At 60.7% G+C, this 15,143-nt stretch carries 11 protein-coding genes; 7 read left to right on the forward strand and 4 right to left on the reverse strand.

All coding sequences use genetic code 11. The annotated features are described in order from the left end of the window. Positions 1-17: 17 nt before the first annotated feature. From truB to pnp, 3 genes are all read left to right on the forward strand, one after another. Positions 18-962, forward strand: a complete 945-nt coding sequence (truB, locus tag M0H32_RS14275; protein ID WP_248155100.1) for a tRNA pseudouridine(55) synthase TruB — start codon at positions 18-20, stop codon at positions 960-962. Positions 963-1,170: 208 nt separating this feature from the next. Beyond that, positions 1,171-1,440, forward strand: coding sequence for a 30S ribosomal protein S15 (gene rpsO / locus M0H32_RS14280; RefSeq protein WP_248155102.1), 270 nt, complete (start codon positions 1,171-1,173; stop codon positions 1,438-1,440). A 325-nt stretch (positions 1,441-1,765) separates the two neighbouring features. After that, positions 1,766-3,901, forward strand: coding sequence for a polyribonucleotide nucleotidyltransferase (gene pnp / locus M0H32_RS14285; RefSeq protein WP_248155104.1), 2,136 nt, complete (start codon positions 1,766-1,768; stop codon positions 3,899-3,901). Between the two features lie 69 nt (positions 3,902-3,970). Here the strand turns inward: pnp and M0H32_RS14290 are convergent, their stop codons facing one another. Next, positions 3,971-6,724 (reverse strand): EAL domain-containing protein, encoded by a 2,754-nt coding sequence (locus M0H32_RS14290; RefSeq protein ID WP_248155106.1) that lies wholly within the window; start codon positions 6,722-6,724, stop codon positions 3,971-3,973. A gap of 482 nt (positions 6,725-7,206) precedes the next feature. On the opposite strand from M0H32_RS14290, the gene dapB reads away from it, so the two are divergent. The 3 genes from dapB (at position 7,207) to M0H32_RS29640 (ending at position 11,458) form a co-directional block, all read left to right on the forward strand. Continuing rightward, the gene (dapB, locus tag M0H32_RS14295; RefSeq protein ID WP_248155376.1) at positions 7,207-8,010 is read left to right on the forward strand and encodes a 4-hydroxy-tetrahydrodipicolinate reductase; all 804 of its coding nucleotides are present in this window, start codon (positions 7,207-7,209) and stop codon (positions 8,008-8,010) included. Between the two features lie 29 nt (positions 8,011-8,039). Next, complete coding sequence (locus M0H32_RS14300) at positions 8,040-8,660, forward strand: 2,3-bisphosphoglycerate-dependent phosphoglycerate mutase (protein ID WP_248155108.1); 621 nt, start codon at positions 8,040-8,042, stop codon at positions 8,658-8,660. Positions 8,661-9,025: 365 nt separating this feature from the next. Next, positions 9,026-11,458 (forward strand): methyl-accepting chemotaxis protein, encoded by a 2,433-nt coding sequence (locus tag M0H32_RS29640; protein WP_248155110.1) that lies wholly within the window; start codon positions 9,026-9,028, stop codon positions 11,456-11,458. Positions 11,459-11,513: 55 nt separating this feature from the next. On the opposite strand, the gene M0H32_RS14310 is transcribed toward M0H32_RS29640, so the two are convergent. From M0H32_RS14310 to M0H32_RS14320, 3 genes are read right to left on the reverse strand one after another with little or no spacing between them, the layout of a single operon-like run. After that, positions 11,514-12,515 carry an adenosine kinase gene (locus M0H32_RS14310; protein ID WP_248155112.1) on the reverse strand — a complete coding sequence of 334 codons (1,002 nt, stop codon included), beginning with the start codon at positions 12,513-12,515 and terminating at the stop codon, positions 11,514-11,516. A 37-nt stretch (positions 12,516-12,552) separates the two neighbouring features. Beyond that, positions 12,553-13,443: a prephenate dehydratase gene (locus tag M0H32_RS14315; RefSeq protein WP_248155114.1), complete on the reverse strand. Its 891-nt coding sequence runs from the start codon at positions 13,441-13,443 to the stop codon at positions 12,553-12,555. Positions 13,444-13,495: 52 nt separating this feature from the next. After that, on the reverse strand, positions 13,496-14,230 hold the full coding sequence (locus tag M0H32_RS14320; RefSeq protein ID WP_248155116.1) for a 3-deoxy-manno-octulosonate cytidylyltransferase: 735 nt from the start codon (positions 14,228-14,230) through the stop codon (positions 13,496-13,498). A gap of 198 nt (positions 14,231-14,428) precedes the next feature. Here M0H32_RS14320 and M0H32_RS14325 point away from each other — a divergent pair, with 198 nt between their 5' ends. After that, on the forward strand, positions 14,429-14,980 hold the full coding sequence (locus M0H32_RS14325; RefSeq protein ID WP_248155118.1) for a c-type cytochrome: 552 nt from the start codon (positions 14,429-14,431) through the stop codon (positions 14,978-14,980). Positions 14,981-15,143: the final 163 nt, after the last annotated feature.

Raw genomic sequence — 15,143 nt, forward strand, 5'->3', positions numbered from 1 at the left:
ATTGATACGGACCCGACATGGCACGGCAGAAGCAGGTCAAACGCAAGAAGAACCCTATCAACGGCTGGCTGGTGCTCGACAAGCCGTACGGCATCACCTCCAACGAGGCGCTCGGCAAGATCAAGCGGATCTTTTCGCCGCAGAAGGTAGGCCATGCCGGCACGCTTGACCCGCGTGCCTCCGGCCTGCTGCCGGTCGCTTTCGGCGAAGCCACCAAGACCGTTCCCTTCGTCATGGACGGCCGCAAGGTCTATCGTTTCGAGGTGACCTGGGGCGCGGAAACCAACACCGACGACACCGAGGGCGAAGTGATTGCGAGCTCGGACGTGCGTCCGGATGCGGCGGCGATCTCCAAAGTGCTCGGAGAATTTGTCGGCACCATCCTGCAGGTGCCGCCGAAATTCTCCGCCATCAAGGTTGCCGGCGAGCGGGCCTATGATCTTGCCCGCGATGGCGAGGAGGTCGAGCTGGAAGCCCGTCCCATTGACGTGCACCGGCTGGACCTGGTCGAGTGCCCGGACGAAAACCGCGCCGTTTTCGAGGCCGAATGCGGCAAGGGCACCTATGTGCGTGCGCTTGCCCGCGATCTCGGCCGCCGCCTCGGCACTTGCGGCCATGTCACCGAGCTGCGCCGCCTGCTGGTCGGTCCGTTCGGCGAGGAGGACCTGATCGCCTTCGATGAGCTGGTCGAGGCTGCTGACGCGCTTGAGGAGGGCGAGGGCGTCGAGGCGCTTGTTGCCGAGTTTATTCTGCCCGTCCGCGATGCCATGGACGCGCTGGTCGAAGTGCCGGTCACGCTCGACGATGCGGCAAAGATCCGCAAGGGCATGGCCGTGCTGCTCCGGGGCCGCGATGCACCGCTGAACACGGACGTCGCTTTTGCCAGCCACGCCGATGTGCCCGTCGCCATCGGTTCAATTGACAAGGGCCGGTTCCAGCCGAGCCGGGTGTTTCATCTTTGAGAATCGGGTATGCCGCGAAAGCATAAGAAATCTCTGGATTTTCCTTATGTTTTCTGCCATATACCGCCGCCATTGGGCACTGATGTCCAATTCGTCCGGAAAGATCCTTTGCTGAACGACATCTCGGCTCTGGGGACATCCGGATCAGGCCTTCGGGCAGTTCAACGCGTCCGGTCAACGGACCTCCACTCTTTGAAAGGAAAGAGCGATGTCGATTACTGCAGAGCGCAAGGCTGAGCTCATCAAGGAATACGCGACCAAAGAAGGCGACACCGGTTCTCCGGAAGTCCAGATCGCGATCCTGACCGAGCGCATCAACAACCTGACCGAACATTTCAAGGGCCATGGCAAGGACAACCACTCCCGCCGCGGTCTCCTGAAGATGGTTGCGCAGCGCCGGTCCCTTCTGGACTACACGCGCGGCAAGAGCGAAGACCGTTACAAGTCGCTCATCGAGCGTCTTGGCATTCGCCGCTAAGGTCGCACTATCTTAAAACGCGGTGGGCGGCATGCCCGCCGCGTTTTTCTTATGGAGGCGCGCTTCCTGAAACCGAACACCGGTTTCGCCGCGTAATTCCCATTTGGAGCGTTTCCATTTGATGGCAAACGCTCTATAGAGACCTCGTGACATGTCATGGGGCAGGATTGCCGGCTCCTTTCCGCGGACCGCGTTGAAAGCAGCTCGTCGTCTTGCCCGTGACCTGTCCGCCGGTAACCGGCCCATCCGGGGCCGACCGGGAACGTGCCTGTCAGCCGTGCTGTACCGAAAACAGCCGGAGCAGGTGAAGCTGTAAGGACAGATGATGTTCGACATTCATCGTGTAGAAGTCGAGTGGGGCGGACGCCCGCTCGTACTCGAAACGGGCAAGGTTGCCCGTCAGGCCGACGGCGCCGTGATGGCGACCTATGGCGAGACCAAAGTTCTGGCGACCGTTGTGTCCGCCAAGGAGCCGAAACCCGGCCAGGATTTCTTCCCGCTCACCGTGAACTACCAGGAAAAGGCCTATGCCGCCGGTAAGATTCCGGGGGGCTTCTTCAAGCGTGAAGGCCGTCCGTCTGAACACGAGACGCTGACCTCGCGCCTGATCGACCGTCCGATCCGCCCGCTGTTCGCCGACGGTTACAAGAACGACACCCAGGTGGTGATCACTGTTCTGTCGCACGACCTGGAAAACGCGCCGGACATCCTGGCGATGGTGGCCTCTTCCGCGGCCCTGACGCTCTCCGGCATACCGTTCATGGGCCCGATCGGCGGCGCCCGTGTCGGTTACATCAACGGTGAATACGTGCTCAACCCGCTGGTTGACGACATGCCGGAATCCTCTCTGGATCTGGTTGTCGCAGGCACCTCCGACGCCGTCCTGATGGTGGAATCGGAAGCCAAGGAACTGGACGAAGACACCATGCTCGGCGCGGTGATGTTCGGCCACAAGGGTTTCCAGCCGGTGATCGACGCGATCATCAAGCTGGCGGAGACCGCCGCCAAGGAACCGCGCGAGCTGGTCCTGCCGGATCACTCCGCTCTCTTTGCCAAGATCAAGGACATGGTTGCCGGCGAAGTCGCCGAAGCCTACAAGATCACCTCCAAGACCGAGCGCAAGAACGCTGTCGACGCCGCCAAGGCGAAGGTCGTCGAGGCCCTGATCACCAACGCCGCCGAAGGCGAAGCGGTTGCAAGCAACGTGCTCGGCGAGCAGTTCAAGAAGCTGGAAGCGGAAATCGTCCGTGGCAACATCCTGGACACCGGTTCGCGCATCGATGGCCGCGATCTGTCGACCGTCCGTGCGATCACGTCCGAAGTCGGCATCCTGCCGCGCGCACACGGTTCCTCGCTGTTCACCCGCGGTGAAACCCAGGGTCTGGTGGTTTCCACCCTCGGCACCGGCGAAGACGAGCAGTTCGTCGACCTGCTTGAAGGCACCATCAAGGCGCACTTCATGCTGCACTACAATTTCCCGCCCTACTCGGTTGGTGAAACTGGCCGCATGGGCTCCCCGGGACGCCGCGAAATCGGCCACGGCAAGCTGGCCTGGCGTGCGATCAACCCGATGATGCCGGCGCATCACGAGTTCCCGTACACCGTCCGCGTCGTTTCCGAAATCACCGAATCCAACGGCTCGTCCTCCATGGCGACCGTTTGCGGCACTTCGCTGGCGCTGATGGATGCGGGCGTTCCGCTGAAGTCTCCGGTGGCCGGTATCGCCATGGGTCTGATCAAGGACGGCGACCGGTTCGCGGTTCTTTCCGACATTCTCGGCGACGAAGATCACCTCGGCGACATGGACTTCAAGGTGGCAGGTTCCGAGAACGGCATCACCGCGCTGCAGATGGACATCAAGATCGACGGTATCACCGAAGAGATCATGAAGGTCGCTCTGGGCCAGGCCAAGGACGGCCGCATCCACATCCTGGGTGAAATGTCCAAGGCCATCACCGAGGCGCGTTCCGAGCTCGGCGAGCACGCACCGCGCATCGAAGTGATGAAGATCCCGGTCGACAAGATCCGTGAAGTCATCGGCTCCGGCGGCAAGGTCATTCGCGAAATCGTGGAAAAGACCGGCGCCAAGGTCAACATCGAGGACGACGGCACCGTCAAGATCGCCTCTGCCGACGGCAAGGCCATCAAGGCCGCCATCAACTGGATCAACTCCATCGCCGCCGAGCCGGAAGTGGGCATGATCTACGAGGGCACCGTTGTGAAATGCGTCGATTTCGGTGCGTTCGTGAACTTCTTCGGTGCCAAGGACGGCCTGGTGCACATCTCCCAGCTGGCTCCGAAGAAAGTTGCCAAGGTCACCGACGTGATCAAGGAAGGCGACAAGGTCTGGGTCAAGCTGATGGGCTTCGACGAGCGCGGCAAGGTCCGCCTGTCCATGAAGGTCGTCGACCAGGAGACCGGCAAGGAAATCGAAAAGAAGGAACGCGAAGACGCCGAATAAGCGGTCTTGCGATCCAGGAAACGAAACGGGGACCTCACGGTCCCCGTTTTTGTTTGAGGGGAGAGCCGCCTACCCGGCCTTGGCCGCGACGGAATCGATCCCGTTCATGCGGCCGAGATAGGCGTGAAAATCGACGCCGGACATGGGCCGCGCGAAATAATAACCCTGGATCCGGGAACAGTTGAAGGACCGGATCAGATCGCATTGCTCGCGGGTCTCCGCGCCTTCGCAGACCACGTCGATGCCGAGCGAGGCGGCCATGGAAATGATTGCCTGCACCAGCGCCTGTCCGTCCATGTCCCGTTCGAGGCCCATGATGAAGGACCGGTCGATCTTGAGCGTGTCGATTGGAAGCCGTTTCAGATAGCTCAGCGAGGAAAAGCCGGTGCCGAAATCGTCGAGCGAGATCTTCACGCCGAGGGCGCTGATCGCCTCCAGGATCTCGACCGGATTGACGCGCTGGTCGTCGAACATCACGCTTTCGGTGATTTCGAGCTGCAGACGGGTCGGGTCCATCTCCATTTCCTGCAAGAGCGCTTGCAGCCGGTCGACAAAACCGGCATCCCGGCATTGGCGCGGCGAGATGTTGACGCTGATCCCGTCGAGTTTCAGACCGTTGCGATTGCAGGAATGATAGAAGCTGCAGGCTTCGCGCAGCACCCATTCGCCCAGGGGAATGATAAGCCCGCATTCCTCGGCGATCTTGATGAATTCCGTTGGCGGAATGCTGCCCAGCTTCGGATCCGTCCAGCGGGCCAGGCTCTCGCAGCTGACCACCCGATTGGTGGAATAGTCGACGATCGGCTGGTAGTTCAGATGCAGTTCGCCCTTTTCGATGGCCTGGCGCAGTGAAATCTCGATCTGTCCGGTGCGGGCGGTCTGTTCGTTCATGCGGGTGGCAAAGAAGCGGTAGCTGGAGCCGCTGTCGGACTTCGCCTGGAACATGCTGGTGTCGGCCTGCAGCAGCAGGGCTTCGTCGTCGTCGCCGTCATTGGGTGTCAGCGTGATGCCGAGGCTCCCGGACATGACCACCTGGATGCCGTTGTCCAGGTCGATGGGTTTGCTGACACTTGCGAGAATGTCGCGGGCAAACTGCTCGATCTGCCAGCGGTCCTCAGGATTTGACAGGATGATCGCGAATTCGTCACCGCCCATGCGGGCGACCGTCTGGTCCGGGCCGAGGGTATCGGTCAGCCTGGAGGCAATGGTCTCGATCACGTGGTCGCCCGCGGTGGGCCCGTAGGTGTCGTTGACGGTTTTGAACCGGTCCAGGTCCAGGATCATCAACGCGGTCAATTCGCCCAGATGTTTGCTGCGCTGGATGGCCTGGCGGAGCCGGTCCATCAGCAGGCGCCGGTTCGGCAGCCCGGTCAGGATGTCGAAATTGGCGTTTTTGGTGGCCAGTTCCTCCTGGCGCTTGCGTTCGCTGATATCGGTGATGGTTGCATAATAGGCGTTCTCGCCGCGCCATTCGGTCACCCGCACATGCTGCTCCAGCCAGACGGTCTCGCCGTCCTTGCGAATGCCCTTGACCTCATAGGCCCGGGGGGCGCCGCCGCTTTCGCGCAGATTGTAATAGCTGCGCAGGCGGCTGTGTTCTTCCGGAGCGTAGATGACAAGGGTCGGGGAATCGACCAGCTGTTTCGGATCGCCCGGCTCATAGCCCAGCATCTGAAGCAGCGCGTCATTGACATAGAGGATCCGGTGATTGGCATGCACCAGCACGCCGTGCAGGGACCCGTCGATCATGTCCTTGAACTGGGCATCTCGGGCGCGCACCGATTCAAACGCGGCCTGGAACATCGCGGCAAGCTTGTTGAATTCCGTGATCAAACCATGGTCCGGTGGTGCCACCAGCCTGTCCTGCCGCAGGCTCATGGCATAGCCGAGCAATCGACCAAGGCCGGCACTTGTGATCCGGTTGACCAAAAGCGCGGCGCCTATCGCCAGAATGGTTGTGTAGAGCAGGAACGGCGTGAACAGCTGGCTGTAGGTCTCTTCGACCTTCTGCAAGGTGTCGACCGGCTGTTTCACGATTGCCGCCATCATGTGACCGTCCAGGCTGTGCATCAGCGGCGCATAGACATAAAGGTGGTCGTCCTGAAGCACGTAAGTGACATCGTCAGGAGTTGTCGTGAGTTTCGGGGGGAGAGGTTCCGTGGTCAGGTCGCCAAGACCGGCCACCACATGGTCGTCGTGGTAAAAGGCCAGATCGTCGACCTTGAGGATTTTCGCCAGCACGCCGGGAAGCGTGTAGGAGTCCGTTACGGTCGTGCCGCCATAGATCTTTCCGAGCGCCTGGCCTGTCTCCGGATCCAGGACCGGCGTCGACAGCGCCGCGGTCACCTCGACCGGGTCCAGAGTATGATTGGCGTAATTCACCCAGATATCCGGCGGCATCGCCGCGCGCACCCCTGTGGGCAGCTGGTTCCGGATATCGATCAGCCCGAGGCTGCCATTGACCCAGCCGTTTTCATCCGGATGGTCGATCAGCAGGATGTCGAGAACGGCGCTGGTCAGTCCCTCGGAGGCGCGATCAATGATCTGCTTTGCCGCCGCCTTGTCGTTGGTTTGCAGCGCCTCGCGGATCTTGGGGTCGGCCGCAATCGTGCGGATCTGCGTTTCCAGCTGATCCAGATGCTGCGTAAAGACAAGCCGGGCAAGCGTCGCTTTCGACTTGGCGCTGCGGGCGATTTCATATTCGGCGATCGACAGGCTGCCAAGATAGGTGATCCAGAACAGCGCAATGGCCGTGCCAATCAGTCCAAAGGCAAACAGGGCCATGACAAGCCGGCTGAATGGTATGGAAAAATTGGCTTTCAATGAAGCGCTCCTGAACAGTCCAGGCTCATGTCACCGACAAGAGGCGGACAAAAAGATCGATGCGTGGCTCTGTTGCCCCGTCACGGCGCTGTGCCGTGAGACAATTCCGTTCGACCGGCTCCACAACTTTAGGCATGCAGTCCCCTTTGAATAAACCTGTTTGTGCCGGACTGTCTGTATGTTGATCATGCTTATATGAAACCCTGAATTTTCGTCGCAATTGTAAGAATAACCTATCGTATGGCAAAGCCTAGCGGGCCCAGGTTTATCTTTGGTGAATTGAATTGGTGAAAATAAATATAGAAAAATGTGGAGTTAACTTGTCAAATTTCGTGAATTTTCCTGATTTGTCATAGTAATATTTAACAGTAATTGGTCAGGCCCGGCCGCGCGTGTCTTCGCGATGATGAGGCGTTTGCCTCCTCCGGCGAACCTGATATACCCCCTTCCGGTATAGATACGTGAGGACGCCGATGGGGCAGATGCGCTTGGTTGTTGTTGGGGCGGGTGGCCGAATGGGCAGGGCTTTGACCCGCGCCGTCACGGAGGCTTCCGGCGCCGGTGTGGTTGCCGCCATTGAACGCGAAGGCTCGGAACTGCTCGGACAGGATGCCGGCGAGCTGGCCGGTGTCGGCACGCTGGGCGTTCCCCTGACCGACGATCCGCTGACGGCCTTTGCGGGCGCCGACGGTGTTCTGGACTTCACCGCGCCGGCAGCAAGCCTCTGGTTTGCCGAACTGGCGGCGCAGGCCCGCATCGTTCACGTGATCGGCACGACCGGCTGGGCCGACGGAGAGGACGAACCTCTGTTGGCCGCCGCCCGCCATGCCCGCATCATCAAGTCTGGCAACATGAGCCTCGGCGTGAACCTGTTGGCAAACCTGGTCCGCCGGGCCGCGGCAGCGCTGGATGCGGATTTCGATATCGAAGTTCTGGAGATGCACCACAAACACAAGGTTGACGCCCCTTCCGGAACCGCGCTGCTTCTTGGAGAAGCGGCAGCGGCTGGCCGCGGCGTCGATCTGGCAGAGCATTCGGTGCGCGCCAGGGACGGCATCTCGGACCCGCGCAGGGGCGGTGACATCGGCTTCGCAACGCTGCGCGGCGGCTCTGTCATCGGCGAGCATTCCGTCATTTTCGCCGGCGAGGGCGAGCGGATCGAACTGACTCACCGCGCCGAAGACCGGCAACTCTTCGCCCGGGGCGCGGTCAAGGCCGCGCTGTGGGGTTTCGACCAGAAACCGGGCTTTTATTCGATGGCCGATGTTCTCGGCCTGACTTCATGACCTTGCGTGTTTAGCTTGAGGAGAATGGCATGGATCGCCTTCTTGTGCTTGTCCGTCACGGACAGAGCGAATGGAATTTGAAAAACCTTTTCACCGGCTGGAAGGATCCGGGTCTGACGGAGCAGGGGATCGCGGAAGCCCACAAGGCGGGCGAGCAGCTCAAGGACCTGAAGCTGACCTTCGATCTGGCATTCACTTCCGTTCTGTCGCGGGCCCAGAAAACCCTCGATATCATTCTCGGCGAACTGGGCCAGACCGGCCTGGAAACCTTCAAGGACCAGGCGCTGAACGAGCGGGACTATGGCGACCTGACAGGGATGAACAAGGACGAGGCACGCGAGCAGTTCGGCGAGGAGCAGGTTCATATCTGGAGACGGTCCTTCGATGTGCCGCCTCCGGGCGGCGAAAGCCTCAAGATGACCGCCGAACGGGTCCTGCCCTATTACAAGGCCGAAATCCTTCCAAAGGTGCTGGCCGGCAAGCGCACCATCGTGGCCGCGCACGGCAATTCGCTGCGGTCCCTGATCATGGAACTGGAAGGCCTCAGCCCGGAAGAAATCCTGAAACGCGAACTCGGCACCGGCACGCCGATCATCTACCGTCTCGATGAAAATGGCGGCGTGATCAGCGTTCAGGATCTGGCCGACTGAGTCGGTGGACGATTCAGCCCGCGGAGGACGCTGGCGGAAAGAGGGGCAGATTTGCCCCTCTTTTTTTGTGGTGAAGCAAGTTTTTTCAAAGGTTGGCAGGCGAATTAAAAAGCGGTGACGTTTCACGAATATGTCCCGCACGCTCCGATATTGGTAATTTCACGCAATAGACAGAAGCGCCGGGGCAGCATCGTAACGTGCGTGGGAAATATTCGTATTTTTGACAATAAAACGGCGATGTCACACAACTGCAATGCGGGGATGTGCCGGCTTATATTTACTTCTGATTTAGTGGTTCGCTGCAGGTTCTGCCCGAAAACGGTGGTTTGTATTCAGCCGTTCAAAGGGTAGCCAGGAGTGAAGCCGTGATATTTCGGCAATTTCAGAACGTCAAATTCGGCACCAAGGTCTGGGGTGGCTTTTCAGCCATTCTCGTCCTCGCCGCCGCGGTGGGAGCCACGGCCACCGTCACCATTTCGGATCTGTCCGGCAGGTCCCGGATCAGCGGAGCCGCAGTGGAGGCCATGGATCTCTTGAAGGCCCTGGACCAATCCAAGGTGGCCTTCCAGACGACCCCTTCTCCTGCGGCGGCGGAGCAGGTTGAACGCAATACCGATGACCTTCTGCGGCAACTTCAGGCCATAGCCGGTCTTTCAAGAGATGGAGAGGGTCTGCGCGAAGGCGTGTCGGCATCGATACAGCAGCTTGAGGAGTTCGACCGGGTATTTGTGCGGCTGGTCGCAAAAACCGAGGAACAGGCCCGGCGCCTGGACACGCTTGCGGCGACCGGAAATGCCCTGGCCGGAATGACGATTGAAATCAGTAATATCGTCCGAAAGGTGCGTTCGGAAACAATCGAGGAAGCCAAAGCCGCGTCCAAAAGGCAGGCCGCGGCCCGGGAGATGACCTTCAGGGCCGAACAACTGCACAAGCTGGCGCTCGTCCTGGCACCAAAATTCGGGCTTGGAGCAAGTTTCAGGCAAAAAGACCTTACGGACGACATCCGGAGCGAGATAGACCGGACGCTTGCCGATATGACGCTCGCCGCCAAAGCCATCCGGTCGACACAGGTCGCGGGTGTCGAGGACACGAGCCTGTCCAAAGTGGCTGGAGACGCGGAGGCGCTGGTTGCGGCTATTCCGGACCTCCTCGCGGAAACCAACCTGTTCAACCGCATGGGCAAGAAGAAGACAGTTGCCGATCTGGTGGCGGCGGTCGAGCAGGGAGGCATCTCGCTGCAATCGGCCTCCGGGGCGGCGCTGGACCGCGAGCTGGCCCTGGCGACAGGCTCGCAGCACCATCTGATTGAGTTGGCGGCGCTCGGTCAGATGGCAATCGATCTTGCCAACTCGGCGTCTTCGGCGCGCTCCGAAACCCTCGAATTCGTCGCCGGCCTCAGAAAGGATGGCACGATCCAGGCTAGTGTCTCGCGTCTCCAGGCCGCGGCGCGGGCCCTGGACAGCCGGCCGGAATTGGCGGCAACGCTCGAACAGACCGGCAGCATTTTCCAGACAGTGCTGCAGTTCGATCAGGCATTCGAAGACATCGTGCGTGCGCGTCAGGATCTCGTGCGGCTGGAACAGGGGCTCGATCAGGCCGCGGCCAGGGCGGGTCAGCAGATTGCCGAAATATCCTCTGAACAGAGCCTGGAAATGCAGAACGCGGGCAAGAAGGCGCTGATCATCATCTTGGCCACCGTCCTCATCGCCATTTCCTTAGGTGTCGTTCTCGCCGCGCTTTTGAACCGCGCCATCACGACGCCCATCAAGACCCTGACCAACGTGATGGCGGCTCTCGCCGAAGGCAGCAACGACGTGGCAATCAGCGGCCTTGGGCGCGGCGACGAAATCGGCGCGATGTCGCGCACTGTCCAGGTGTTCAAGGAAAACGCCGTCGAGCGGGAGCGGCTGCGCGCGGAACGGCGCGCGGAAGAAGCACAGCGCCGCGAAAGGCAGCAGACAATCGAGAGTCTGATTGCCGCGTTTCGCGAAACGATTCAGGGCCTTCTGAGTTCGGTCGGCGAGACAGCACTTGGCCTCGACGACACGGCCAGGACACTCACGGACACGGCGCGCCACAGCGCGCACAAGGCCGATGAAACCAGGGAAGCGTCAGGTGTGGCCAGTGGCAACGTCGGCACGGTTGCCTTGGCGGCGGATGAACTGGCGTCTTCCATCAGGGAGATCAGTTCCCAGGTGACGCTGACCACCGAAGTCGTCGGCCGGGCCACGGAAAGCACGCGCGTGACCAATGACAAGGTCTCGGGCCTGGCGGAGACCGCCGCCAAGATCGGTGAGGTGGTAACGCTGATCCAGGCCATCGCGGAACAGACCAACCTCCTAGCCCTGAACGCAACGATCGAGGCGGCCCGTGCCGGGGAAGCAGGCCGGGGATTTGCGGTCGTGGCGGCGGAAGTGAAGGAGCTCGCCACGCAGACCTCGCGGGCGACTGAGGAGATCTCCAGCCAGATCACGGCCATTCAGTCGGCGACCAGAGAGTCGGTGGAAGCCATTGCGGGTATCACGCGCACCATGGACGAGGTGAATTCCTATACCGGGGCGATTGCCACCGCTGTCTCGCAGCAAGGCGCGGCTACCAGCGCGATCTCGACCAACGTCCGGCAGGCGGCGCAGGGAACGGAGATCGTCAGCGTCAACATCGCCGACCTGTCTGGTGCGGTCGACCAGACGGCGGCGTCAGCTGAACATGTGGTGCAGGCCTCCGGCGAACTCGGCGCGCGGACGGAGGAACTACGCCGGGAAGTCGACCGGTTTCTGTCGAGTGTCGCCGCGGCCTAGGCGCGCAAATACCGGCGAAACGAAAACGGGCGGCCATCTGGCCGCCCGTTGTGCTTCAGACCTTATAGCCGTTTTGCTGCGCGATGTTCTTCAGCGGCCGTTCCGGACGGGCGCCGACATGGCTGATCACGCTGGCGGCGCACAGGCAGCCGAGTTCGGCGGCGTTGGCCAGGGAATAGTCCCGTGCCAGGCCAAACAGGAACCCGGAGGCGAACAGGTCGCCGGCGCCGGTCAGGTCGACGACATTTTCGACTTCCTGTGCGGCCACCTTGTGGGTTTCCTCGCCGTTGATCACCATCGCGCCTTCCTTGCCGAGGGTCAGCGCGGTCAGGGCGCCGGTCTCCCGGGCAGCGGCAATCGCCGTGTCGAGGTCGGCGGTCTCATAGAGCGCCCGCAGCTCATGTTCGTTGGCGAACATGAGATCGACGACACCGTCGGTCAGCATCGACTGGAACTCGCTGCGGTAACGGTCGACACAGAAGGAATCGGACAGGGTGATCGCCACCTTGCGTTCGTTGAGATGGGCGACTTCTGCGGCCTTCAGAAAGGCCTTCTTGGCCTCTTCCGGATCCCACAGATAGCCTTCCATATAGGTGACGGCGGCGGCGGCCACGACATCCTCGTCGACATCGGCCGGGGTGAACTCGGTGCAGGCGCCCAGATAGGTGTTCATGGTGCGCTCGCCGTCCGGCGTGATCAGGATCATGGAGCGGGCCGTGGGCTTCCATTCGCGCAGCCTCGGCGTGTTGAAATAGACGCCGGTGCCGTTCATGTCGTGATAGTAGCTGTCGCCGAGCTCATCTTCGGCAACCTTGCCGAAATAGGCCGGCCGGCCACCCAAGGAGGCAATGCCCGCCGCCGTGTTACCGGCGCTGCCGCCCGAGACACGGACGGTCTGGCCCATCTTGTCGAACAGGCGGACGGCTTCGTCGGTCTCGATGAGGCGCATGGAGCCCTTGATGAGGTTCTCCTGGAGCAGGAAGTCCTCCTCGACATGGGCAAAGACATCGCAGATGGCATTGCCGATGCACAGGGCGTCAAATCTGGTTTCAGTCATGAAATCCTCTGGTTTTGCCAGGTGGGTTTGTGCGGCGTCAGGAATGCGGGTTCGGCCGCAGGGCGCGGTTGGCTTCCGGTTCCCTGATCTTGTCCCGGAATGGGCTCGCCCGGTAAACGCCAAGCATGTTCAGTTCGGCGCAGAAAAAGGCCAGTTCCTCAAGCGCGAGGCCGACAGCCGGATCATCCGGATGGCCCTCTACATCGGCATAGAACATGGACGCGAAAAACTGGCCTTCCAATTGATAGGATTCCAGCTTTGTCATGTTGACCCCATTGGTCGCAAACCCTCCGAGCGCCTTGTAAAGCGCGGCCGGAACGTTGCGGACCCGGAAGATGAACGTGGTGATAACCGGCTGGCCGTTATGCGCGGCCTCCATTTTATCGCGCGAGAGAATAACAAAGCGTGTCGTGTTGTGAGCAGCGTCTTCGACGTCGCGCCGCAAGATATCCAGGCCGTAGATTTCCGCGGCCATTTCCGGCGCCAGGGCAGCGACCGTCGGGTCATTCAGTTCCGCGATCTGACGGGCCGATCCTGCTGTGTCGCCGCCGACGACTGCGGTCAGGTTGAGCTCGCGAATGACTTTTCTGCACTGTCCCAGGGCGTGGATGTGGCTTTGCACCTTGGTCAGTCCCTCCACTGTCGCGCCCTTGGGCGCCATCAGCTGGAAGCGGATCGGCATGAAATATTCGCCGATAATGTGCAGGTCGGATTTGGGCAGCAGATGATGGATGTCGGCGACCCGGCCGGCGACCGAATTCTCGATCGGGATCATGGCCAGATCGGCCGACCCGTCGGCCATGGCCGAAAAGCAGTCCTCAAATGTCGGGCACGGAATGGCCTCGTAATCCGGATAGACACTGCGGCAGGCCATATGCGAATTGGCGCCGGTTTCGCCTTGAAATACAATTCTTTTTCTGTCGTTCATCGGTCTTTCCGCCCTGCGGTATACATCGGTTGGAGGGGCTTGCTGTCTCGGGTCAGTGGCTTTGATAGGCGGCGCGGGCCCGCTCCAGGTCTTCTGGCGTGTTCACGTCCATCGGAGCGCTGTCGATGATCGAAATATCGATCCGCATGCCCGCTTCAAGGGCGCGCAGCTGCTCCAGCTTCTCTCGCATTTCGAGCGGCGAGGGCGGCAGAGCAACGAAACGGGCCAAAGCCGCCCGGCGGTAGGCATATATGCCAATGTGCTGGTAAAGCGGCCCGTCTCCGCTCGGTGCGGTCGCCCGCGTGAAATAAAGCGCCCGATGGTGGCCGTGGCCATTCGGGGTGGTCACCGCCTTGACGAAACTCGGATCGTCGCGAAAGGCCGGTTCCGTGATTTCGGTCATGATTGTGCCGACCGCGACGTCTGAAACGCTCAGCGGCGCGAAGGCTGCGCGAATCGCCGCAGGCTCGATCTGGGGCACATCGCCCTGCACATTCAGGACAACATCGTGGTTTCCGTCAGGATCCAGCAGTCCGGCGGCCTCGAAAATCCGGTCGGAACCGGACGCATGGTCCTCCCGGGTCATGACTGCCCGGCCACCATGGTCCTGAACGGCCTCAAAGATGTCCTGGTGGTCGCAAGCCACGGCAACCGCGCCAATATCAGCGTTTTGGGCCTGTTCCAAAACCCGCACAATCATCGGTTTTCCGCAAATATCGGCAAGTGGCTTGCGCGGCAGGCGGGTCGCGGCGAGGCGCGCCGGAATAATGACGAGTGCTGAAGTCAACAGGGTCTCCCAAGGGCCGGATGAACGTGGCGAAGGGCAAAAAAATACCGGCCGCGTCCGTTTGTCGTATCAGATGCCCTTTTAAAGCTATGGACAGCAAGGTCAAAAAATTTGTAGGTTCCGGCAAAATTCGAAAAGCTGATAGGGCGCGCAGCCGAGCTGCGTGCCCGGACGCGTATGAGCTTGGAGCCGGAGAGAATGGATTCGTTCACGTTGAACAAGGTCGCAGGTGCGATCCTGGGGGTTCTTATTTTGGTGATGGGTGTCGGCATTGTGTCCGACATCATTTTCCATCCGACAATCCCCGGTAAACCGGGCTACGAGATCGTTGTCGCGTCCGCCGAGGACAGCACTTCGGAAGTGAGCGCGGTTCCGGAAGTTGCGCCGATCTCCGAACGCCTCGTCGAGGCATCGGCCGAAGACGGTGCAAAGGTCGCCAAGAAATGTGCGGCTTGCCACGATTTCTCCCAGGGTGGTGCCAACAAGGTTGGCCCGGCGCTTTGGGATATCGTCGGTCGCAAGCCGGGTGGTCATGAAGGTTTCGGTTATTCCGCTGCGATGACGGCTTATGGCGAAGAAAACCCGGAATGGACCTATGAAGAGCTGGACCATTTCCTCGAGTCCCCGAAGAAACTCGTCAGCGGCACGTCCATGGGCTTTGCCGGGCTGCGTAAACCGGAAGACCGCGCAGACCTGATTGCTTATCTCCGTGAGCAGTCGGACTCGCCGGCGCCGCTGCCGACAGAGTAATTGTAGACGACGCAGTAGCTGCGACACTGTACAGTAGAGAAGCCGGGTGAAAGACCCGGCTTTTTTATTTGAATTATATGAAAAATTAACAAATCTTACGTTACGTACTATTATCGCGGGCGTGCAAGGTCGGGCAAGGACCGTATGGGCATCAATCTGACGC

The organism is Roseibium sediminicola, from assembly GCF_023156505.1.
Lineage (GTDB): Bacteria > Pseudomonadota > Alphaproteobacteria > Rhizobiales > Stappiaceae > Roseibium > Roseibium sediminicola.

Coding starts and splice junctions, on each gene's coding strand:
- M0H32_RS14315 (WP_248155114.1), bottom strand. CDS start 13,443: ATGAACGACAGAAAAAGAATTGTATTTCAAGGCGAAACCGGCGCCAAT.
- pnp (WP_248155104.1), top strand. CDS start 1,766: ATGTTCGACATTCATCGTGTAGAAGTCGAGTGGGGCGGACGCCCGCTC.
- M0H32_RS14325 (WP_248155118.1), top strand. CDS start 14,429: ATGGATTCGTTCACGTTGAACAAGGTCGCAGGTGCGATCCTGGGGGTT.
- truB (WP_248155100.1), top strand. CDS start 18: ATGGCACGGCAGAAGCAGGTCAAACGCAAGAAGAACCCTATCAACGGC.
- dapB (WP_248155376.1), top strand. CDS start 7,207: ATGCGCTTGGTTGTTGTTGGGGCGGGTGGCCGAATGGGCAGGGCTTTG.
- M0H32_RS14310 (WP_248155112.1), bottom strand. CDS start 12,515: ATGACTGAAACCAGATTTGACGCCCTGTGCATCGGCAATGCCATCTGC.
- rpsO (WP_248155102.1), top strand. CDS start 1,171: ATGTCGATTACTGCAGAGCGCAAGGCTGAGCTCATCAAGGAATACGCG.
- M0H32_RS14300 (WP_248155108.1), top strand. CDS start 8,040: ATGGATCGCCTTCTTGTGCTTGTCCGTCACGGACAGAGCGAATGGAAT.